Origin of the sequence: Roseivirga seohaensis subsp. aquiponti (assembly GCF_001267955.1) — a bacterium.
GTDB classification, from domain to species: Bacteria; Bacteroidota; Bacteroidia; order Cytophagales; family Cyclobacteriaceae; genus Roseivirga; species Roseivirga seohaensis.
The window spans coordinates 87,786-109,520 of record NZ_JSVA01000008.1; the positions used below are offsets into that span (position 1 = coordinate 87,786).

The 21,735-nt window shown below is 38.6% G+C and carries 17 protein-coding genes; 3 read left to right on the forward strand and 14 right to left on the reverse strand.

Annotation, left to right across the window (positions count from 1 at the left end; translation table 11 throughout):
• Window positions 1-133: 133 nt before the first annotated feature.
• A complete protein-coding gene (locus OB69_RS07370; protein WP_053223067.1) occupies window positions 134-979 on the reverse strand; it encodes a 1,4-dihydroxy-2-naphthoyl-CoA synthase in 846 nt (281 codons plus the stop codon).
• Window positions 980-1,026: 47 nt separating this feature from the next.
• A complete protein-coding gene (locus OB69_RS07375; protein ID WP_053223068.1) occupies window positions 1,027-1,314 on the reverse strand; it encodes a DUF3817 domain-containing protein in 288 nt (95 codons plus the stop codon).
• A 226-nt stretch (window positions 1,315-1,540) separates the two neighbouring features.
• On the opposite strand from OB69_RS07375, the gene OB69_RS07380 reads away from it, so the two are divergent.
• Window positions 1,541-3,643: a S9 family peptidase gene (locus tag OB69_RS07380; RefSeq protein ID WP_053223303.1), complete on the forward strand. Its 2,103-nt coding sequence runs from the start codon at window positions 1,541-1,543 to the stop codon at window positions 3,641-3,643.
• A gap of 66 nt (window positions 3,644-3,709) precedes the next feature.
• Here OB69_RS07380 and OB69_RS07385 read toward each other — a convergent pair whose 3' ends face one another.
• The 11 genes from OB69_RS07385 to OB69_RS07435 form a co-directional block, all read right to left on the reverse strand.
• Entirely contained in the window at window positions 3,710-5,548 is a 1,839-nt protein-coding gene (locus OB69_RS07385) for a potassium channel family protein (RefSeq protein WP_053223069.1), read from the reverse strand.
• A gap of 434 nt (window positions 5,549-5,982) precedes the next feature.
• Window positions 5,983-6,333, reverse strand: coding sequence for a DoxX family protein (locus OB69_RS07390; protein ID WP_053223070.1), 351 nt, complete (start codon window positions 6,331-6,333; stop codon window positions 5,983-5,985).
• A 74-nt stretch (window positions 6,334-6,407) separates the two neighbouring features.
• The gene (locus OB69_RS07395; protein ID WP_053223071.1) at window positions 6,408-7,817 is read right to left on the reverse strand and encodes a TolC family protein; all 1,410 of its coding nucleotides are present in this window, start codon (window positions 7,815-7,817) and stop codon (window positions 6,408-6,410) included.
• Window positions 7,817-9,172, reverse strand: coding sequence for an HlyD family secretion protein (locus OB69_RS07400; protein WP_053223072.1), 1,356 nt, complete (start codon window positions 9,170-9,172; stop codon window positions 7,817-7,819). The genes OB69_RS07395 and OB69_RS07400 overlap by 1 nt, the downstream gene beginning before the upstream one ends.
• 7 nt (window positions 9,173-9,179) lie before the next feature.
• Window positions 9,180-10,901 carry a peptidase domain-containing ABC transporter gene (locus tag OB69_RS07405; protein ID WP_053223073.1) on the reverse strand — a complete coding sequence of 574 codons (1,722 nt, stop codon included), beginning with the start codon at window positions 10,899-10,901 and terminating at the stop codon, window positions 9,180-9,182.
• Window positions 10,898-11,587 carry a TetR/AcrR family transcriptional regulator gene (locus tag OB69_RS07410; protein ID WP_053223074.1) on the reverse strand — a complete coding sequence of 230 codons (690 nt, stop codon included), beginning with the start codon at window positions 11,585-11,587 and terminating at the stop codon, window positions 10,898-10,900. The genes OB69_RS07405 and OB69_RS07410 overlap by 4 nt, the downstream gene beginning before the upstream one ends.
• A 199-nt stretch (window positions 11,588-11,786) precedes the next feature.
• Window positions 11,787-13,700, reverse strand: coding sequence for a M1 family metallopeptidase (locus OB69_RS07415; RefSeq protein ID WP_082338116.1), 1,914 nt, complete (start codon window positions 13,698-13,700; stop codon window positions 11,787-11,789).
• Between the two features lie 148 nt (window positions 13,701-13,848).
• Window positions 13,849-15,933 carry a ComEA family DNA-binding protein gene (locus OB69_RS07420; RefSeq protein ID WP_053223075.1) on the reverse strand — a complete coding sequence of 695 codons (2,085 nt, stop codon included), beginning with the start codon at window positions 15,931-15,933 and terminating at the stop codon, window positions 13,849-13,851.
• Window positions 15,933-16,748, reverse strand: coding sequence for a PorV/PorQ family protein (locus OB69_RS07425; RefSeq protein ID WP_053223076.1), 816 nt, complete (start codon window positions 16,746-16,748; stop codon window positions 15,933-15,935). The genes OB69_RS07420 and OB69_RS07425 overlap by 1 nt, the downstream gene beginning before the upstream one ends.
• 80 nt (window positions 16,749-16,828) lie before the next feature.
• A complete protein-coding gene (locus OB69_RS07430) occupies window positions 16,829-18,271 on the reverse strand; it encodes a POTRA domain-containing protein (protein WP_053223077.1) in 1,443 nt (480 codons plus the stop codon).
• Window positions 18,268-19,407 (reverse strand): prolipoprotein diacylglyceryl transferase, encoded by a 1,140-nt coding sequence (locus tag OB69_RS07435; RefSeq protein WP_071426740.1) that lies wholly within the window; start codon window positions 19,405-19,407, stop codon window positions 18,268-18,270. The genes OB69_RS07430 and OB69_RS07435 overlap by 4 nt, the downstream gene beginning before the upstream one ends.
• A gap of 209 nt (window positions 19,408-19,616) precedes the next feature.
• Here OB69_RS07435 and OB69_RS07440 point away from each other — a divergent pair, with 209 nt between their 5' ends.
• Window positions 19,617-19,913: a hypothetical protein gene (locus tag OB69_RS07440; protein WP_053223079.1), complete on the forward strand. Its 297-nt coding sequence runs from the start codon at window positions 19,617-19,619 to the stop codon at window positions 19,911-19,913.
• A gap of 3 nt (window positions 19,914-19,916) precedes the next feature.
• Window positions 19,917-21,566, forward strand: a complete 1,650-nt coding sequence (locus OB69_RS07445) for a TlpA family protein disulfide reductase (RefSeq protein WP_053223080.1) — start codon at window positions 19,917-19,919, stop codon at window positions 21,564-21,566.
• Here the strand turns inward: OB69_RS07445 and OB69_RS18575 are convergent, their stop codons facing one another.
• A complete protein-coding gene (locus OB69_RS18575) occupies window positions 21,567-21,728 on the reverse strand; it encodes a Lacal_2735 family protein (protein WP_316931878.1) in 162 nt (53 codons plus the stop codon).
• Window positions 21,729-21,735: the final 7 nt, after the last annotated feature.

Here is a 21,735-nt window from a genome sequence, read left to right on the forward strand (position 1 = left end):
CTGTTAGTTGTAAAACTGACAGGGCTTCTTTTTGGTCATTGCGAGCCTGTTAATGCTATTTGTAGAAGTGCCGATTACACGAAGCAATCTCTCCTTTCATATTACAGAAACGGCTGTTTTAAGACTGCTTCGTTTAAGGAATCCACTTAATGTCTTTAAAGTTGGGTTTACGCTTTTCTAAGAAAGCATTTCTACCCTCTTTAGCTTCGTCTGTCATATAAGCAAGCCTTGTGGCTTCTCCAGCAAATACCTGTTGCCCCACCATGCCGTCATCCGTCAAGTTCATGGCGAATTTTAGCATTTTAATAGAGGTCGGAGATTTTTCCAAAATTTCTTGCGCCCATTGGTAAGCGGTGTCCTCCAGCTCGTCATGCGGAATCACGGCATTCACCATTCCCATATCAAAAGCATCTTGAGCTGAGTAGTTTCTTCCTAAAAAGAAGATTTCTCTCGCCTTTTTCTGGCCTACCATTTTAGCCAAATAAGCTGATCCGTAACCGCCATCAAAGCTTGTAACATCAGCATCGGTTTGCTTGAAAATGGCATGTTCTTTACTGGCCAAAGTAAGATCACAAACCGTGTGGAGGCTATGTCCACCACCAACAGCCCAGCCTGGCACCACGGCAATCACTACTTTCGACATAAAACGGATTAAACGCTGAACTTCCAGAATATTCAACCTTGGCATTCCATCGTCATCTACATAGCCTTGGTGTCCTCTCGCGTTTTGGTCGCCACCGCTGCAAAATGCCCAGCCACCATCTTTGGGCGATGGGCCTTCGCCTGAAAGTAACACCACTCCAATGGAAGTGTCTTCGCGGGCATCCAAAAAAGCATCAAAAAGTTCTGCTACAGTTTTAGGTCGAAAAGCATTGCGCACTTCGGGGCGATTGAATGCAATTCTAGCTACACCATCGCCTGATTTTTTATAGGTGATGTCTTGATATTCTTTAACGGTAGTCCAATTGGGTGTATTCATAATGCTTTATTTCTTGCTAATATAAAATTTTTGATTGTGAGGCTGATTCAAACATCATCCTGAAAATATTTTTTTTCGGCTACAAAAGTGCCAAAGGGAAGGAGTGAAGCCAGTAATGACAGAAATGTAACTCCAATAGACCATTGTTTTTGTTTGGCTACAATCAGTACCCATAAACAGTAACTCACAAATAAGACCCCATGGGCTAAGCCTACGGGGTGGGTGGGTTCTGGAATATTGAAAATGTATTTTAAGGGTACGCAAATTCCTAACAGAAGTAAATAGCTTATTCCTTCTAAAATGGCGAGTAAACGTAGTGTTTTTAAGTGGCTCATTGGGCTGAATCCTTTTGCTGCGAAGATAAGCAATGTAGTATTTGGCCTTATGCTTTATCTCTCTTTTTTGGCTATGAAGTCGAGTAAGTTGTAATAATTCTAAATGTACTGTCGCTGTAATGTATATACCGTATAATAACTTTATGCTATTTTTTTACAGCCGAAAGTAGTAGTATTAGCCACGTATTCCCTTTTTGGAATGAAAAACGATATTAAAATGAACTCAATGAAAAAGAAACTTGCATCAGTGATAGCCGCTGTGGTCATTTTGGCTGGCAGTACGAGCATTTTGAAAGCGCAGGATAAGCTGAAAAGCATGCCTGGTTATGATCAATACCAGAAGATAGCTCCTCAAATTAGATCATCCGTTGTTCCGGGTAGTCTCTTCGTTCAGTGGAGTGACGATGGATCGTCTTTTGAATATACAAAGGATGGTAAAAGATACCGTTACGATGTTAAAAAGAAAAAGGCTACGGAAATCGAAATGCCTGAGCCAGCCTCAAGAGGCAGAGGTTTTAGCCGTGGCCCAGCCAGAGGTAGACAATTTCCTTCGGCAGATTCTCCTGATGGTAAACTAAAGGCCTTTACCAAGGACAGAAACATGTACTTGAGTAACCCTGACGGAAGCAATGTAATTGCCATAACTACAGATGGTAATGCTGAAAACCAAATCAAATACGGTATTGCCACTTGGGTTTATGGTGAAGAATTAGGACAACGCACTGCAATGTGGTGGTCGCCTGATAGCAAGAAAATTGCTTTCTACAGATTTGACGAGAAGAATGCTCAAAAATATTACGTGCTTTTAGATCAATTAAAGCTATACGATTCTCTTGAGGTAATGTCATATCCTAAAGTAGGTGCCGACAACTTACCTGTGGATTTAATGTTGTATGATGTAGACACCAAGCAAATGAAGAAATTGGATGTTCGTGACGGTAAACCATTTAATGATGGTGCTGTAGGAACTTACCTTTATGGCATGGATTGGACGCCTGATGGAAAGGAATTGCTTTTCCACAGTACCAACCGTAAGCAAGACATCATGGAATACCGTGCGGCTGACCCGGTTACAGGAAAATCTAGAGTTGTAGTTCGAGAAGAGTGGTTGCCAAGTTTTACTAAAAATACGCCTGAAATTAGAGTGCTGGAAGACGGGAAACGTTTCGTTTGGGCCTCTGAGCGTACAGGTTTCAACAACTATTACCTATACAATTTCGATGGTACTTTAATCAATGCCATTACAAACCATCCTTTTGAAGTAGCTAACATTGTTAAGATAGACGAGAAAGCTGGCGAAATGTATTACATGGCCAGAAGTGGTGAAAACCACATGAAAATGCAATTGCACCGAGTGAAGTTAGACGGCACAAAAGACACTCGTTTAACTGACCCTAAATTTAACCATAGCGTAAATATTTCTCCTGACGGTAAGTATTTTGTGGATGTTGCTCAAACGCATAACATTGCACCTTTTACCAACTTGGTTGATTCAAAAGGTAAAATAGTTGCTGAATTGGCTCAAAGCGATTTGACTAAATTCAATGAATTAGGATTGAAAAAAGCAGAGGTATTTACCTTCACTTCAGCTGACGGGGTTACTGAGTTACACGGTATGATTCACTTCCCTTCTAACTTCGACCCTAACAAGAAATACCCTACACTTTTGGCTAACTATGGTGGTCCGGCTACAAACGAATTCTCTGAGAATTTCTCCCTTCCAAGCCCATTGACTGAGTACGGATTTTTGATCGTTAGTATTGATGGTAGAAACGTGAGAGGTAGAGGTAAGAGATTACTTGATCAACTTTATGGCCACCTAGGAATCGTAGAGCAAGATGATTTTGCTGAAGGTATCAAGTCACTTTATAACCGCCCTTACTTCGATAAGAATAGAGTAGGTGTTTACGGAACTTCTTATGGAGGAACTACGGCTGCAATGAGTTTATTGAGATTCCCAGATGTATACCAAGCGGCTGTTGCAAATTCAGCAGTTGCGGACTGGGTTTTTTATGATAACATCTATACGGAGCGTTACATGAACCTTCTAGAGGACAATAAAGCGGGTTATGATAACTTCAGATTAGCTAAGTATGCGCCAAACTTGAAAGGTGAATTGATGATTTATTACGGAACGGCTGACAATAACGTGCACCCTTCTAACTCAATGCAATTGATCAAAGCTTTACAAGATGCAGGCAAGAGCTTCGAAGTTCAAGTAGGGCCAGATAGAGGTCATACTGCAGTAAACACAGAGCGAATGATGGAGTTCTTTATTCGCCATTTAGTAATCGATAGCGAAAACAAGTTGAAGATAGAGCGTAAGTAAAATTACTTTCTTAAAGAAGAATTGAGAGCAGTACCCCTTGGTGCTGCTCTTTTTTTATGCTGTAGCTTAATTGAGTAATTGAGAAATAAGTGATACGCTAAAAATAGTCAGCATAAACCAACCAATAAACCCCTCAATAATTGCTAAGTAGCGGGGGAGGCCTTTGATAGGGATTTCGCCAAAGCCTAGAGTAGTGAAGGCATTAATGCTTAACATAAGTGCATTAAGTACACGTATAGAAAGATCGAAACCAACGCCAATCACCAGGTAGGTGCCAATTTGTATATTTTTCCAACGTTTTTGTGAAGGGTTGAGCGTATGCCATTCACCGCTCAAAATATCTGTATTTTTAAGCACTCTACTTGTCAGTTTTGTACTTATCATTGCCATATTATACACTGGCTTGGACCAAGCAATAAAGAAACGAGGTAGCTCTAACTTCCCATCTTCAATCCGTTTTTTGAAAGCTTCATACTCACTAAGTTCTTTCTTTTTTTCTACCAGATAGATATCGTTCATGCCTTCTTTACTCCGCAGATATTTTTGGAAGAAATCAAAACGATGAAGGATTCTATGCTTACCCTGCTCGTCCCAGCTGTTGGGGAAAAAGAGATAAACTAAGGCAAATAGAATAACCACGTTTACCGAAAAAACTATTGCTTTCGAGGGCTCAGTTCCGTAATCAGAAAACACCTTAAGGAACTGATTCACCTTCCACTTAAAGAAAGTGTTAAAAGAAGGGTCTTGAGAATAGAGGTAAGCAAGACGCTCAGTTTCCATATTTTTAATGCCAATGTAAACTGTATTTACATCTTCCAAATCGTGTTGGGCCTTATACAAATCAAGAAGTTTGCCTCTCAATTTTACTTCTTGCTTATATGACTTTCCAAATTGAACGATGTCATTTTTATAATTGGTCAGAATGCTGTTATTGGCTTCAAAACTAATGAAGCTACTCATTTTAACAGAATCTGAAAGTGTGTTGAAATAGTCGTTATAGCCTTGTGAAGAGATCAGTTGATTGCCCCATTGTGACCATTCAAAAGTGCTGCTGGTGGTTAAGTCATCAAAATCCAACAATACATGATTGTTGAATGTGTTTTCTTCCAAAATGGAAGTGTTGAGTTCCATCGAGCCTAGAACCTTTATTTCAGCAATCCAATCTCCAAAGTTGTTTCCTGAAATATCTACTTGGTCGGTTAAATTTCCTGTAATTGTTACTCTACCTTGATCGTAGAAAGTACAATTTTTAACAGTAACAGATACTACCGAAATGCCATTGAACCTAGAGCCCCTACCTTCTTTAGACCCCCAGATTTCAGAGTTTTCAAACCTAATTCTAGAACGCATTTTCTCATCTGTGGTACCCAAATCCATGTTTACACTCTTTTTCAACTTACTGTTGGTTACCGTTAATGCTAAGTTTATCGCACGACTATTTCTATCCAGCAATTCTATGGTTTTGGCCATTGATTCTGTCGACATAATGGTTAGTCTTCCTTCAAAAGTGCAGTTCATAAAGTGCACTGATGAAGTGTTGCGGAGCATCACGTTCTTGTTGAATTGTATATGGTGCAAAGCACTGGGCTGTCGTCTGTCTGGGGCATCAAAATGCACATTGGTAAGCTGTAAGTCTTTGTTTACATAAATTGAATCAGAGTTATCGAAGGTGTTTACCGAACTTCCTGGGAAACTTGTATAACTAAAGCGGTTATCGATGCCTTGGGCATATTTGATAATCGCATTTTCAAGCCTAAAAACAGAGTCACTAGAGTTTTCTATCATTTCGAAAAACTCGGAATAAGTGTAATTCTTAAACTCATTGGTTTGAGAAAACAAATACTGGGAGGCCGACAGAAATAAAATCAATAAGAAGATTGATCGATAACGAGAAGGGGCTTGCATACTGTGGTTTAAGGTTGTACTGCTATGTGAAAAGTTAAGGAATATACTGAAAACAGCGGCCGAATCAATATTGGGTTGTTTTTTAGACGGGCGTAGGGTGCTGTAGTTTAATGGTAACCTCCACTTTAGTTCTTATTTCCAAATTAAATTTTGATTACAAGCAAAAAGTAAATTGATAATTTGGTGTGTTTTTTCGCTACTAGTAATGTTCTTTTTAAGTACCTTATTTCCCTCACACGCTTTTGGGCGCCTATTTACCACCGTATTTATTGGTATTGAAACGCCCGATACAGACAGTTTGAAACCCACCTTTAAACATCAGAATAACCGAACACCTTCTGGGAGATAATGAGAAGGATATTAAATGGTATCAGGCTAGCTAGTTCACTTTAAAGAGAAATTGAAATAGAAATGGAGTCTTCGGACTCCTTTTTTTATGTAAATAACCAAGCCCAGTAAATTAAAAAACCCTGCAGGGGAAGCCTTACCCACAGGGCAATTATGTACCATGTCTTTTTTACTTTGTTCGTTTGGAGCATATGGATATTGGCAGGAAAAACGCCAATGAGTACGGCTATAATTCCCCAAGCACCAATTTCTTGAGTAGAAGGAAAGAGGAGTAATGTACCAAAAACGATTTCGAAAACACCACTCAAATATACTAAGGGCAAATGGTAGGGAAGATACCTCGGCATAATCCTGAGGTAGGCCTTGGGTTTGACAAAATGCATAATGCCAGCTAAAATGTACATGGCACTCATGATATAAAGTGAAGTATTCTCCATGAGGGAATGGTTTAGCTGTTCAATATAAGTCAATTCGATTTGAGAACCCTACATATTAATATTGGGGTACTTAATTACTTATAAAGTCTACCAGAGGCATAGTCAATTCCAGCGCTAGAAATATTGTATTTAGACACTAGAGCAATGGCTTTGAGTCGGGCTTCTATCAAACTAGATTCGCGGGAATTGACTAAGAAAAGAGAACTCTCGCCTATATTAAATTTGATTCTTTCTCCTTCAAGTAAGCTACTGTAGTTGCTTACCGCATCTCTATATATATCTACCTGTTTTCTTAATGCAACATGCTCATTAAAGTAACTCAGTACTTTATTTTCTATTTCCAACTGTTTTTGTCGTTGCCCAAAGGTGGTATTCTCTATTTTGTACTTGGCCAATTGCAGGTTGCCACGTTGTTCTCTTAAAAAAATAGGTAAGCTAAATTCAATACCCCATTTGTAGTTTTGGCTCGAAACATTATTCAGGAAATTGTCTCCTACAGGTTCGCTTAGAAAATTATAGTTCAGGTTGAGTTTTGGTTTTATTTTCTCTGCTTTCAATTTTCTTTCAATTTCTAATGTTGACAGCTTGAATTGATAAATCTGCATGTCGGGATGAGCATTAGGTACAGCATTAACAAAGGCTTGTAAAGTATCAAAGGAGGTAGTGTTACTCAACTCAATTTCATCGAAAAGCGGAGGTCTGAGTTCGTCAGTAATCTCTAAAGGAGTATTGTTTTCAAACCATAAGTAGTTTGAAAGTTCGAGCGTAGCGTTTTGGTAAGCAAGTCTATACTCGTTACGGGCTAGTTCTCTATTTTGAACCTGAATTTTAGCTTCTAGTGTGTCTATTGCTGGTTTGTCGCCAAGTAAATAGCTGTTTTTTACTGCTGTAAAACGTGTGACGGCCAAGGTCACAGATTCTTCATAAACTTGATATTCATTATAGGCTTGTACCCATTTCCAATATTGTTTTATGGCATCAAAGTAAAGTTCGTTCATCAGTGCCCTTTGCTCTGCCGCTGAGGATAAAGCAAATACTTTAGCTTTTTGCAGTTCGGCCCTTCTTTGGTCAATAAACAAACCTTGGCCCAACGAAACTGAAACACCACCATACCAAAGACCTCCATTTGGCACTTTGTTTTCTGGATTTAGGTATACACCTCTGTTTTGGTCAAATCCAGTTTTAAACTCCAGACCATACCATGTTGGAATTTTTAAACCGCTATTCAGAATGCTGTAATATTCTTTGTCGTCAAATTGCTTTTGATCTAGGTTAGCGAATAATTTAGGGTCGAAGCCACCACGGGCGGCCCTAACTGAACTTTCTCCTTGTTGAATTAATAGTTTACCTTGTTGCGCAATAGGGTGATAGTTTTCTATGTACCAAAGAAGTTGATCTTGGGTAAATATTGAACGCTCTTCTTGACCCTGAACAAAATGGAAGCCGATTGAAAGTAATAAGATGGTTTTTATCAATCTATTCATTACTTCTTTTTTGAGCTTTTATCAGTACTGTTTTCGGCTACATAGTAGTCTGCTGGAAAGCCATTGAGCTTACGCCACAGTTCATACCATATAGGTACATCTTTTAATAAGGCCATTCCATTAGCGCCAGAACCCACCCGCAAACCTTCTGGCCAAGGTTCATCACTTGGGTCTGGGGCTACTAAAACCCTATACTGACCATTTGCACTTGTGAAATTGTCTATGGCTACTACATTTCCTCCGAACGTTCCGTACGACAGGTTTGGCCAACCAGAAAAAGCAATAGACGGCCAGCCATCGAAGATGAAACGTATCGGTTGACCTTCTCTAATGAGCGGTAGGTCCATTGGTTTTATGTAAAGGGAAACGGCTAAGTCATAATCTGATGGCATAATTGTCAAAAGTTGCTCACCTTCTTTTAAGGTTTCTCCTATACCAGATTTAATGGTTTCTGTAATGTATCCGTTTTGTGGAGCAGTAATGTAATGCATACCCATTCTAACAGAATAGTTCTTATACTGATTCTCCATTTTAGATACCGTAGCCTCCGTATCAAATTTATTCGACATGGCTGTGAATTTTTCTGATTCTGTTTTGGCAATTTTATCTTGGTATTGGGTCTCAATGGAGTTAACCTCAACTTGAGCATTTATCAGTTCATTTCTGCTGCTGAGTAATTTGTTTTCGGCACTAATCTTTTTGGCTTGGGTTTCTTGAAGCTTTAATCGAGATTTTTCCAGATCGGTAAGTGATTTCAAACCACTTTCATAAAGTTGCTCCATCCTTTTTAATTGATTCTCGGCTATTGCATTGTTTGTTTTAGAAGCTTGAAAATCAATGCTATCTGACTGGATTTTGAGCTCAATTTGTCGAATGTAGTTTTTCGCTTGCTCAAGCTTAAGCTCCTTGGTTCTTAACAAGGCTTCTAACTGATTGTCTAAAGCATTTATTTTTCCTGAATAGGAATCCAAGCTAGAAGATTTCGAAGTAATTTGTTCTTGGGTTCTAGACAAAAGTTCAGGATCGAAATAGTCGTCTTTTACTTCTGATATGTATAAAATGGTATCTCCCTTATTTACATAATTGCCTTCCCTCACATACCATTTTTCTATTCTACCACTAATAATTGAGTTTACTGTTTGCGGACGTTGATCGGGCTGCAAAGTAGTTACCACACCAGTTGACCTAATGTTCTGTGTCCATGGTAAAAACAAGGCTAGTATAAATAGTGCAAAGAATATGGCAATAAGCCTAGTAAAGATTTTACCAGCATAATAATCTTTTACCATGGCAAACGATCGGAATTTTGATGTTTCAACCTTCCCCTCAATTTTGTTTGGACTGATGTTTAGCATGCTATGATTATTTTTTAGAAAAAATGTTTGAATACCATGGGTAAGTCGTCATTGATGATACCGTACCCTTTGCAATAATTTCTCCCTTTTCCATCACAATGGTTCGGTCAAATTTGTCTGCTACAAATGGGTCGTTTGAAACCGCTATTACTGTCCATTGCTGGCTAAGAAGGAAGTCCAAGAATGAAGCCTTATCTTTCTCATTCAGTTGATTAAAATTGTCTTCTAGTAGAATCATTTTAAAATTTCCGGCAATACTTCTGGCCAACATTATTCTTAGAATTATGCTTTGCGGTAGGTTTCGGCCTTCGGGTAATAAGGTAGTGTAATAGCCCTGTGGAATGGCATCTACAAAATCTTTGAGTCCTACAATTTCTGCTACTTGCTGAACGCGACTCATTGTGATTTCAGGTTTTCCTAATGAGATGTTTTCAAAAAGAGTTGCATTGAAAATGTCGCCACGCGTAAGGTTATCGCCAATAAGTTTGTGGAAATCTGCTTTACACCAACTTGTTAATGGTACGCCTTGGCTTGAAATTGAACCACTGTATTCATCGTATAAACCAGAAACAACATGTAGAAGCAAAGATTTTCCCGAACCGTTATAGCCTGATAAACAAATCTTTTCACCTGCTTCAATACTTAGGTTTACATTTTTGATAGTGTCTTCTTTCAGGTAACTGAACCTGTAACCTAAATTGGTGATGTTTATAGAAAGGCCTTGATCGTCCGATGTATCTGCTGTAGTACCACTGTCGCTGTCAAGCGGAATGTCTGTTACATTTCCTATTTTTTCAATTGAAGTAAGCACATCATAAATGGTTTCCATGCTCAGAATTAGCTTTTCAACTGAGTTTAAAACCAAAATGATAATGATTTCAGCCGCTACAAATTGGCCAATGTTCATTTGCTGGTTAATCACTAAAAGACCACCGATTAAAAGTAAACCTGCGGTAACCAATACTTTAAAGCCTACCAGGTTAATGTATTGAGTAAGTAGGGTTTTAAAATGAGCTTTTCTGGAGGTCAGGTAACCTTCTACAACATCATCTGTTCGCTCTAAAGGTAGAGGTGTTTGACCAGCCAGTTTGAAAGTTTCCATAGCGCGGGCCAACTCTTCTAACCAATGCGCAACCATATACTTGTTTTTGGATTCTATAATGCTGGTTTTAAGGCCTTTTGGTGCGGTAAAACGAAATATTAAATACACTACAACCACCAAGAGCAATCCGAACATGATGAAAAACGGATGGTAAAGCGAAAGTAAAATCAGGCCAAAAACTACCTGCAACGATGCACTCGAAAAGTCGATTAATATTTTTGATAGCCCTTTCTGAACCGATAGGGTGTCGAAAAAACGATTGGCCAACTCAGGGATATAGGTATTCTTAATCGATTCCATTTTCATTCTAGGAATACGGTAGGCAAACTCAAAAGCGGAACGAGTAAATATTTTCTGCTGAATATTTTCCGTAATGGTGAGTTGCATAATTTGCATTACACCTGAGGCTATTACTCCAACGATTACGAAAATCACTAAAATAAACCATGAGGTAGATACCTGCCCGCCACTAATAAGATTGATGATCGCTTGAATTCCTAAGGGTAGTGAAAGTGTGATAACGCCATTAAAGAGTGCATATACGTACACGCTTATAATTTCACGCTTATCCACTTTAAGCATGTTTAAAAACCTTTTTACAGGAGAAATACTTATTGCAGGGTTCATGGTGTATTGTTTTGCTGTATGGTTGAAATGGCCATGTCGGTATAAAACTGTGTTAAAATTGATGAGTCACCAGAAATATCTGTTAGAGTAGGAAGGTGCTCGGCAAAGTATTTTTGATCTTGAATACCTTCTATAATTGTTGAGGTGAGTGTACTGGCAAAACCAAAATTCGGATTTAATTCTTTTATAATTTCACTAATGCGAAGCACCATACGTTTGTAACCTGCATAGAAGCCCTCCTTATTGGCATCGTCTACCTGCTTGGTAAGGTATGCTTTAGATGATTCTGAAATTACGATTTTGTTAAGCAAGCCCAGATTGATATGACCAAACATTTCATTATCGGGAATGTCTTTTGATATCACCTTTATTGCTGCTTTCAACCTTTCTTCGGCAGACAAAATATTAGCAGTTGAAAATACTAAGTGATATTCTAACCAGCCCCAGTACCAAGAAGTAAGGTATAAAAGTAGTTTGTGCTTGCTTTCGAAATAACGGTAGATTGAGCTTTCGGTAGTTTCTAGTTTAGTAGCTAACTTCCTGAATGTAAAGCTTTCAAACCCCATTTCAACAATCAGTTCGATACTTTTGGCGATAATTTTTTTTCCAAGTTCAGATGAGTTTGGGTCTTTTAAAAAGACTTTCTCATTCACTTGGATTTGCATTTGGCTAATTAAATTATTCATATCGCCTAAACCTAACGCCTACTTTCAGAAAAGGTTTAAATACTTTTGAAATAAAAATTAAAACAAACTATTTCGGTAGTAATACTTTTAATATTGCGAACGAGAATGATTGAAGAAACTTTCTGTTTTTAGGGAAGAACATAAAAAAGCAGCTCAACCTTTCGGCTGAGCTGCTTCATTAACTCTTGTTTAAAACAGACTACTTATTTGTTTTCAGTGAATTCACTTCCCATTTGTTATTTCCTCTTTCTACATCGGCCATTCTACCAGAGGGATCAATTTCAATTGAAGCAATGTCAGACATTGGTCTGTCAATTGAGAAATCATAAGTAGGGCTTACCCATGCCCAGTCAGGGTGTACAATTCTTTTGTCTTGAGTTTCAGCTGGTTTTTCGCCACGCATCATTCTCAAGGCCATGTAGTGTACTTCTTTTGTACCATCTTTATAGGTTACAACCACATCCATTGGCATTGGCATCATACCAACTCTTTCTAGTGTAACGTTGGTTTTATTGCCTTCACCTTTTACTTCTTTCACTCCATAATCAATTGATTTTGTAGTGTATACAAAGTATTCATTGTACCAATCTAACTCTAAGCCCGAAACTTTTTCGAAAGATCTCAAAACATCGTTTGGATTTGGGTGTTTAAACTTCCAATCCTCAAAATAGGTAAGTAAACCTTTGTCTAAGTTTTTCTCACCAATTACATAGCCCAATTGGCTCATCCAAGCAGCTCCTTTTCCATATGCTGAACTACTATATGCTCCATTGAGGTTGTAATGGTCTGAGTGTGTGCTCAAAGGCTCTTCTCTTCCGCTTTTCGATAAACCTACATAGCTTCTTTGACCAGAATTATTACCTAAGTTTTCAAGGGTTACTTCTGGCTCAGATTCACCTTTAGTTTTACGGTTAATGTAATCCATAATTCTAGTTGAAGCATATGAAGCAAAACCTTCGTCCATCCAAGGGTGAAGCGCTTCGTTACTGCCTAAAATACCATGATACCAATCGTGCATTGCTTCATGAACGGTTACGCCTATTAAGCTTCCTCTTGAGCCTGTAATCAAAGTAGACATTGGGTATTCCATACCACCATCTCCGCCTTGAATTACTGAGAATTGCTTGTAAGGGTATTTACCAAAGTGTTTGCTCGCATACTCAAATAACATTTCTGTTTGAGGCATTACTTTATTCCAGTTTTCTTCATTCTGACCTTTTTTGTGGATGAAATGAAGTTCCAAACCGTCTTTGGTAGTCAACTTTTTGTGTGTGTACTCAGGGTCGGCAGCCCACATGAAATCATGAACGTTTGGTGCTACAAAATGCCAAGTAAGCTTTCCGTTTTCAACTTTCTGATTCACGGTTTCTCCTTCGTTTTCGTATCCATGCCCAATCTCTAGAGGGTTTTGTAAATAACCAGTACCGCCAATTAAATAATCTTTGTCGATCTTGATTTTTACATCAAAGTTACCCCAAACACCATAAAACTCACGGCCAATGTATTCGTCCGCATGCCAGCCTTGGTAATCGTATTCAGCCATTTTAGGGAACCATTGCGCCATTGAGTAACGTACACCTTCGGCATTATCGCGGCCTGTTCTTCTAATTTGAACTGGAACCTGTGCTTCAAATTCCATATCAAAATCAACAGTGCTTCCTGGGGCAATTGGTTGATCAAGTTGAACCTCTAAAACCGTTCCTACCACTTCGTATTTTACAGGCTTACCGTTTAGTTTTAAAGATTTGATTTTTTGGTATCCGATTTCATCTTCTTTCAAATTGAAAATTCTATCTCTTACTCTTCTATCTGGATCGGCAATAGTTCTTGATCTAACATCCATCATGCTTCCTGGTTGGAAGGCATTAAAATAGAGGTGGTAGAAAACTTGGTCTAAGGCATCCGGAGAATTATTAGTGTATTTAACATTCTGAACGCCCTGAAACCTGTTGGTTTTCACGTCCATATCAATTTCCATTTTGTATTCAATGGCTTGTTGCCATCGCTCATTGTCGGGCTTTGTTGCCGCAGGTCCGTTTCCTTGAGAACAGGCCTGTAAGCTAAACATTAGCAAGGCCATGGAAAGGAAGTAACTTCCAATTTTTTTCGTCATCGTCTTTTAAGTTTAAAGATGTAAAGTATTAAACGGATGCCAGCAGTCCAAAACAATATTTTCGAGTGGTAGGATTTATTGTTTCAGGAGTAAACAGAATTGAAATTTGGTAGGATGAAATTTACGAACTTAAACCGTTTTGTCGGGCTTAGTTTAATTTATACCGTACCTGAAATTTAACCTCTGTCCGTTTATTTCCATTAATCGTTTCTAGTCCTGTTCCAATTTCGTTCCGGTCGTAATAAGTAGTTCTGGCAATTCTTGCCCATAGGTCCATTTTTCGGAATGCTTTATAGTGAACCAGTAGGTAGTTTCTAATGCCTCTGCCGCTGTATGCTGGAATTGAAAAGGCATAGAGTACATCACGCTCATATGCATATTGTCTGTTTTGGCTTCCTTCTGTATCGAATAGCGCCATTCTTGCACTAAAAACCCAGTCACCATTTTTATAAACGGCATCTTGAATAAAAGCATAGCCCATTGTTTTTTCAGTAATCAGACGGTATTCGCTGAATTGTACTCGTGATTTAAAACTAAACCGAATGCCCGAGGCATATTCCAGATTAATGAGGTACTGATCTTTTCGCCCTGAAGCAATAATATTGTTGTTTAAAGTTTCACTACTCACATTGGTGTCCTTGAACTCTCGTCTGAATTGGCCATACAGTTTTATTCTGCTGCCAGGGTTATAATTTAGCCTAAGCAAATAATCATGACCATTAGAAGGCGCGTCAACCCGAAATCTTAACCACGGGAAATGGTATGTGTCATAATAAGCAGTGAGATAGAATTTTCGATTCAGGGTGTATTTGATACCCCAATAGACGCCTTTTTCGTTGATGTTACGGCTTCCTTCGGCAAATGAGGTTCCACGAAAAGTGTGGAAATTCTTTTGGTAAGATCGAAGCACCATAGCAAATTCGACACGAGGAGTTAAGCTGGTTGTAAAGCCACCAACAGCACCAATTGCTCCACTTTTGGAGATGGCACTTTCGCCAAAAAGCAGAAAATGCTTCCATTGGTATTTCCCATACACACCCATGTTCAGGTTGGATTGGCCTTTAAATTCAAACTTATTATAGTGTTTGTCGCTACGTAAAATTGGGGTTGAGAAATGATTGGTACTTGCGATAAAACCTGCTTCGGTGCGGTCGTTTGGTCGGTAATTAAGATTCATTCCCAAAACAGTTTCACCTACCTGTTTTTTGTTGGCCAATTCTGTTGGCGTTCGGTGCATTCCGGTAAGTTGTATAGAAGAAAAATAGGATTCAAAATCCTCATTATTTCCACCTGTTTGAACATTGGCGTCTTGCTTTAAATAAGATATAAAAGTGGTGGCTGTAAGCTTTTTGTTCAATGTATAACTGGCTGCGGCTCCTCTCAAAAAGCCACCTTCCAAAACTGAAGTATAAGGCTTGATTCCTAATGTGACTCGGTTGGCTGTATTTACTGTTTCAGAGCCTTTTCCAACCCCAAATCCAGCACCAAATATTAAGCCCTGCCCAAATTGTAATTGGTAGTCTCCAACAATTAATTTTTGCCATTTACCTTGATTTTCGAGCATAAAATGGGCCGACCAGAAATCGCTGAAATAGGTTTTGCTTTTTGGGTTCCAATGAAGTTGTTCTCCTGCGTCTTTTTCTGTGGTAAACCCAATGCTAAAATCATTGGGCTTAGAAACTCGATACCGAAGGTAAAATTTGTCTGCCGAGCCAGCATAACGCGAATCATCAGGAGATTCTTTTGGGCTGTTGCCTTTCTTTTGGTTTAAGATTCGTTCGTAGCGAGAAATGAGATAATTATTTCGTTCTTCTAAAATTCGCTGCAAAAGCGGACGATCATCTACTAGGGCATCTTTAGAATCAACCGTTACAAAAGGCTTTAAGCGTTCTATAGTTGCAAAATCAAAACCCTCGATTACCTGTAGTTCATAAAGTGTAATCAGCTTTCCTTTTTCTAAGATGTAATTTTGCAGGTTTTGAATTTGAACACTGGAAAGTATATACAAGCTCTGTAACTCGTAGGTGTTGGCTGTGTTGAGGTTTAACGGATTTTGATAAAGAGTAAGCAAAGTCTCATAGAGGTCTTCATAATTAATGTCTTCGTCCTGAAGGTTGAAGAGTTCTTCAATAAATAATTCTAGATCAAATTGTTCTTCTTTTTGTGCTAGTGTTTTTCCTTCACAAAGAAGTAAAGCCGTAAGCGCTAATATGAATACTCGAGCCCGCTTCATTACTCATTGATTTGGAAGGTTAAACCGAAGTTGTGAGTGTGGCCTAATTTTCTGTCAATTCGAATTCCGTAATCCAAACCAAAACGACTGAGTTGTAAACCTGCTCCAAACGAATGGGTGTTGGTTAAGGTTGAAAAGCCCGTTCTGGCTTTTACTTTTTCTATGACTTGGTACTCCAAACCTAACTTTAAGTCTGGGTCAAGGTCAATGTCTTTTTCGCCTTCAATTACCAAAGTGATTTCTTCAAAAGGCTTATAAGCAATGCCTAAATTAATTACTGTAGGTACTTTTTCTCGATTATCTGCTGCAATTGAAGACTGGGTGAAATTATAAATGTGCGCCCCAAAAGTGAGTTGAGGAGTGAGGTCGGCCACAACTCCAATATCCGAAAGAAGGGTGCTTTTACTTCCGAAACCCTCGATGTTATATTGTAAATAATTCAACTTTACACCTAGTCGAATAATACCGGTTTTTCTGGCAAAAGAGAGACTGGCCATTTGGCTATTGAAAATATCATCGCCAAACCTGAATACTGAAAAGCCCATACTACCCAAACTAGTAGGCATGGCAACACCAGCCGAAACAGTATTGAAAGGTGCAAAATCGAAAATAGTTTTGTAGGCAAATAGTGCGGTAAGTTGCTCTGTTTCAGTTAGGCCCGCTGGGTTGTTGAATATGGACCAACTATCGTGAAAGACGGAAGAAACACCACCCATACCGAGGGCTCGTGGCCCCACAGGTGCTCTGCTGGCTAATTGAGCAGAGGTATTGAAGGAAAAGCAAAGTGCGATTAAAAGAGTATATACAATCTTCACAGACTAAAAATACAATATTTGGAATAAATCCTATAAATATGTTTTACAAAATTGAGGAGGTGAATATTTGATTTTTCACACTACAGTGCCGACATGAAGTTGACAAAGAACCCTGTTTGCCTTTCTCTATTCACGCTGAACTCAAAACGGACTACAAAGTCGTAATAAGTAACAATGTCGAGGCCGAGACCAGCGCTGTACATTAATTCTTTATTGTAGAAATTATTAGTGGTAGAACGAATGGCTTCACCAGCATAGCCCATGTCTACAAATGCTTTAAGGTAAAAAGCATAAGGCATCGTTCTAAATTGATCGATCAGGCTTCTTCTGTTCAGTTCTTGAATACCCGAAAGGAATTTGTATTTGAATTCGCTTCGGTTTGATACAAAGGCTTTACTTTCAACTACATAGCGCTCGTAGCCTCGAATAAAATCTGGTTTATAGCCAAAGCCAGAACGGAGCATATAAGGGATTTCGTCACTAAAATTATAGTATCCTTCAAGTGAATTAGCTAAGTATAATTTCCCTCCTAAATCAAAAAAGTTACTGGTTGAACCACGGACAGAAAACATATTTAGGTCATTGAAAATACCTAAACCATAGTTGCTGACTTCGCCTCTAAACAGGTTACCAGAAAGGGGGTAGGCGAAGTAATCGCGGTTGTCCCAAGAGTACACATAACTCAAGCGAAAGTATTTTTGCAACTGTTCTCCATTCTGAAAATAGTTGGGGTTGGCATTGGTGATAAGCTCGCTAACACTTGCTCGGCTAAAGCCCGCATCAATGGAATGCCTGCTGTAAAAAGATGGACGATAAGTAAGTGTTCCGCTAGAAGAAAAAATTCTACGGTTAATATCGTCCGACTGTTCAAATTGTAGTCGGTGCCCATCGGTGTTGGTGGCAACCGTTTTGTTATTTGCGAAGCTGGTTCGTAGTGTAAGCCCTAAGGTTTGTGATTTATTGATATACGGTCGCTGATATTGTAATTCGTACTGCTTTGTAAAGCCGAATTGCGACCTGAAAATTAGTTTGTCGTTATAGCCTGTTAGGTTGAAATGATAAAGTTGAACTCCATAATTCACCCTTGAGAAATCACGTTTTTGATTCACCCACCATTCTGTGAAGTTCCTGTCGGCAAGCTTAAAAATAGGCAATGGAAAAATATACCAACGCTCTTGCAGTCGAATAAGAATATCGACTTGAGTGTCGGACATAAAAAGAGGGACAACTTCAGCAATAACAAATAGTCGCGTATTGATTAGCTTTTGCTGACTTAAAACAATCGATTGGCTGAATTCTCTAGCACTAATTTGTTGGCCTTCAACAAAATCTAGCTCTCTAAGAATAATTTCAGCTTTCGTTTTTTTATTTCCTGTAATGTAGATTTTTCCAACATTGATAGCCACAGAACCCAAACTGTCTTCAACAGAAGTGTTTTGCCCAAAACCATTTAGACTGAAAATCAACAGAAGGAATAAAATTATTCCGCCCTTTAAGCCTTTTTTTACCTTAATGTCGATCACTCTTTTTTCTTGCTTACAACCATAGAGCGGATTAAAACAAAGAATCCGATAAGCACCAAAGGAATACTCAATAGTTGTCCCATATTGTATTTCATTCCTTCTTCAAAAGCCACTTGGTTTTCTTTGAAAGTTTCGTGAAAAACACGTAGCCCAAAAATCCAGATAAGGAAGATTCCTAAGAGTAAGCCTTCTGGCGTTCTTTCCTTGTATTTGAGCCAAAGCGCAAGTAAAATAAAGAATAATATGAGGGATGTTGCCGACTCATACAGCTGAGCAGGGTATCGAACAATTCCATAAGTATGGATTGTAGCAGCCCACTGCCTACCTATTGGTGTTAACTCATAATTCAAAGGAGTTCCTAGTGGTTCTTGATAATGCTCATTAACGGGGTAGCGCGTAAGCATGGGTTTGAACTCGCGTTCTATTTTTGCTCTTATTTCTTGCTCTGTGCTGCTTGTACCTTCAAAAGTTACATAAATATCTACTGGTACGATACCAGGTTCTAAATCTTCTGTGCTTGTGCCTTTAGAAGCTTCGGCACGGTCCACACCGTTAATGCCATCTTCAAAATACATTTCGGCAATGCGCCCAAATACTACCCCTTGGTCGGTTCCTGTTGGTTTTCCTACAATTTCGGAGTTCACAAAATTGCCCATTCGAATAAAAACTGCGGCTAGAGCCACAGTAATTACAATTCTATCTACAATCCAGAGATAACTCTGGCCGGCTTTTTTCTGTTTTTTGAATTTGAGTGGAGGAAACCAACCAACTGTTATGAAGTAATTTCTGTATAGGAAAAGGGCTGCTAAAATCCCAAAAGCTGCACCATGGCTCGCTAAACCGCCTTCCCAAGTTCTGAAGAACATTAGCGGGTCTGCTAAAAAGCGATCGGGTTCATAAAACAATAAATGCCCCAAACGAGCACCAATTATGGTGGCCAATACCATATGTACGGTAAGTGTATCTACGTTAAGCGGGTCTTTACCTTCTTTTTTGAAAATATAGACCATGATTTGATAGCCTATAATAAAGCCAAGTGCAAAAAGTACACTGTACCAAACGGGCGGTTGAATTCCCCTGATGATTTCTTTCATGGGATCCCAAACGATGTAGGAGAGTATTGTCAAATGGTGCATACAGCAAAGATATAGGAATTAGGAAAAGGTGAAGGTTTTAGAATGGATAAACGTCAATATTTTGAGGAAAGGTATTTGAAGGAACTAAATTATGATGGGCGCTTGAAGTTAATGTTTATGAAAATCAGTTTGATATATTTTTATTGTTAAATAAAATGAGTTTTGTTTTGGCTAAGTATAATTGTTATTTTCCTGAATAAATTGAAATTATGAAAGCGTTTTTCACTTTACTCTTATCAGTTCTTTCGGTTGCTCATCTCAATGCTCAATCTTCTTTGCCTAGCTCTATAAAGGGTAATTGGTTTTTGGTAGATGGCTCCAATACACTTGAATTAAGGGTTTCAGATAATTATATGATGTATGAATCAGATTTCTGGAGCTTCAAAGATCCTAGTAAGAAAGGCAAAGAATGGCATGTTAATCTTTCTCAACCAGGAAAAGCAAGACAAATCATAATAAGAGAGGTTGGTGATTTTTTGATTTTGGAAGACGGAAGAATTATTTAACGATTGAGTAAAAATAAATTGGATGATGACCGTCAGAGAATGCCTAACCAACATGTTTGGCAAGATGACTTTTTCAAAAGTAGTCAAGTAACCCTTTCTGGTGTGGTAAAACCTAAAGGAGAAATGCCTTTAACGGCTTCCGTTATTTATAATCATGCCTTTAGCTCTGGGCAACAAAAGTTTACGGTGAATGTAGATGAACAGGGACGATTCAAAATATTTTTCCCTTTAGATAATCCACAAGATATAATGTTTAGGGTGGGAGAGGTCTTTACTATGTTTTTAGCCGAGCCCGATAGCAAAATGGCAGTATTTGTAGATGAAGAAAAAGCAGTTAGTGGTATTGATGGTTGGTATGCAGAATCTCCAATTTCGTTTATGGGAGCTTTGGCAAAGGAAAACGAGGAGCTGAGAGTGGTAAAGCCAAAGTATATGAAGGTGAGAAACTACTTTGAAAACGACAGTTTGCAAAAGGCTTTGGAGCCCATGGAATATTTAGAGTCCCGCTTAGATTTACTAAAAGAGCATCAGAATTTTTATCAGAATTACTTTAGTGAAAATATCCCAAGCCGAATAGTAAAAGAATACAGCGAGCGAAATATCAATCTGTATGCAGCAAATGATTTAATGAGGTATCGCTGGTTACATGGCGCAGATAATGGTGCTTTAACTCCAATTGATTTACCTGAGGCTTATGAGGCAAAAGTTAAAGAAATGATAGATGATGAGCCTTTGAATATGCTTGCTGGAGAGTTTGGTGATTTAATGCGAGAGTTTTCGATGGCCATGATGCCTAAAGAGAGAGAGGCAATGCACGATTACAGAATAGAACAGGTTTATGGTTTTTTGAAGTCTAAAATTATTTCTGAAACCGGAAGGGCTGAGATTGAGGAATGGAAAATTGAAGAGAAAAAAAGAGAAAAACATTTTGGCTATGTTAAGCTAAGCGACCCATTAAAGGTCAGAACAGAAGAGTTTTCAAAAGAACTTTTAGAATTAAACCAAAAAATTACTTGGGATGATTTGTTAATGAGGATCGACAAGTTAGACCCAATGTCTAAATCTAGTATCATCGCTACTTATATAGATGAGAGCTACTTTAGTCGAGGAAATGAGCTTCCTCAAGTAGTATGGGGTAAAGTGAAAACCTTAAACTTGAATAGTACAGCCAGAAGTGTGCTAGAACGTAAGTATAGCGACTTTGTGATTTTGAAGGATAAGAAGTTTGTCAACGGAATAGAAATAGTTGATTCAGAAGGTGATGTGCTAAGTCAACTGAAAAAAACTTACCCTGGTAAAGTGGTTTATATAGATGTTTGGGCTACTTGGTGTGGGCCATGCATCACGGAGTTTTCTCACTTACCAGAAATCAAGGCCAATTTTAAAGAGGATGATAATGTGGTTTTTGTTTACCTAGGTGCCCAATCTGAAAAGAAATCATGGGAGACTATGGTGAAAAAGCATGAGCTAAAGGGAGAGAATTTCTTTTTAGATGACGCCCAATATGCCAAGTTTGATCAGGCTGTAAACATTACTGGCTTCCCTACTTATATGGTAATTACAAAAGAAGGCAAGCTGATAAGAGAAGGGATTAAAAGACCTAGCGCTAAAAAAGAACTTGTTGAACAGCTCAAAGGATTCGCAAAGCGTTAATCAATTCAATGTTTCAATTTGCTTGAGAAGTTCATCTGCTTCAGCTGTTTTTAAATCACTTGCTCTACGGTTGGTGTGCGAAAGCTTGTAGGCCTCATCAATTAGCTTTTTATACTTTGCCTGAAGCTTTTCCTTTTCTGTTTTCCTTGAAAATAATCCCATGATTGAA

Coding starts and splice junctions, on each gene's coding strand:
- OB69_RS07390 (WP_053223070.1), bottom strand. CDS start 6,333: ATGGAGAATACTTCACTTTATATCATGAGTGCCATGTACATTTTAGCT.
- OB69_RS07395 (WP_053223071.1), bottom strand. CDS start 7,817: ATGAATAGATTGATAAAAACCATCTTATTACTTTCAATCGGCTTCCAT.
- OB69_RS07435 (WP_071426740.1), bottom strand. CDS start 19,407: ATGCACCATTTGACAATACTCTCCTACATCGTTTGGGATCCCATGAAA.
- OB69_RS07370 (WP_053223067.1), bottom strand. CDS start 979: ATGAATACACCCAATTGGACTACCGTTAAAGAATATCAAGACATCACC.
- OB69_RS07400 (WP_053223072.1), bottom strand. CDS start 9,172: ATGCTAAACATCAGTCCAAACAAAATTGAGGGGAAGGTTGAAACATCA.
- OB69_RS07385 (WP_053223069.1), bottom strand. CDS start 5,548: ATGCAAGCCCCTTCTCGTTATCGATCAATCTTCTTATTGATTTTATTT.
- OB69_RS07380 (WP_053223303.1), top strand. CDS start 1,541: ATGAAAAAGAAACTTGCATCAGTGATAGCCGCTGTGGTCATTTTGGCT.
- OB69_RS07410 (WP_053223074.1), bottom strand. CDS start 11,587: ATGAATAATTTAATTAGCCAAATGCAAATCCAAGTGAATGAGAAAGTC.
- OB69_RS07375 (WP_053223068.1), bottom strand. CDS start 1,314: ATGAGCCACTTAAAAACACTACGTTTACTCGCCATTTTAGAAGGAATA.
- OB69_RS07405 (WP_053223073.1), bottom strand. CDS start 10,901: ATGAACCCTGCAATAAGTATTTCTCCTGTAAAAAGGTTTTTAAACATG.
- OB69_RS07440 (WP_053223079.1), top strand. CDS start 19,617: ATGAAAGCGTTTTTCACTTTACTCTTATCAGTTCTTTCGGTTGCTCAT.
- OB69_RS18575 (WP_316931878.1), bottom strand. CDS start 21,728: ATGGGATTATTTTCAAGGAAAACAGAAAAGGAAAAGCTTCAGGCAAAG.
- OB69_RS07420 (WP_053223075.1), bottom strand. CDS start 15,933: ATGAAGCGGGCTCGAGTATTCATATTAGCGCTTACGGCTTTACTTCTT.
- OB69_RS07415 (WP_082338116.1), bottom strand. CDS start 13,700: ATGACGAAAAAAATTGGAAGTTACTTCCTTTCCATGGCCTTGCTAATG.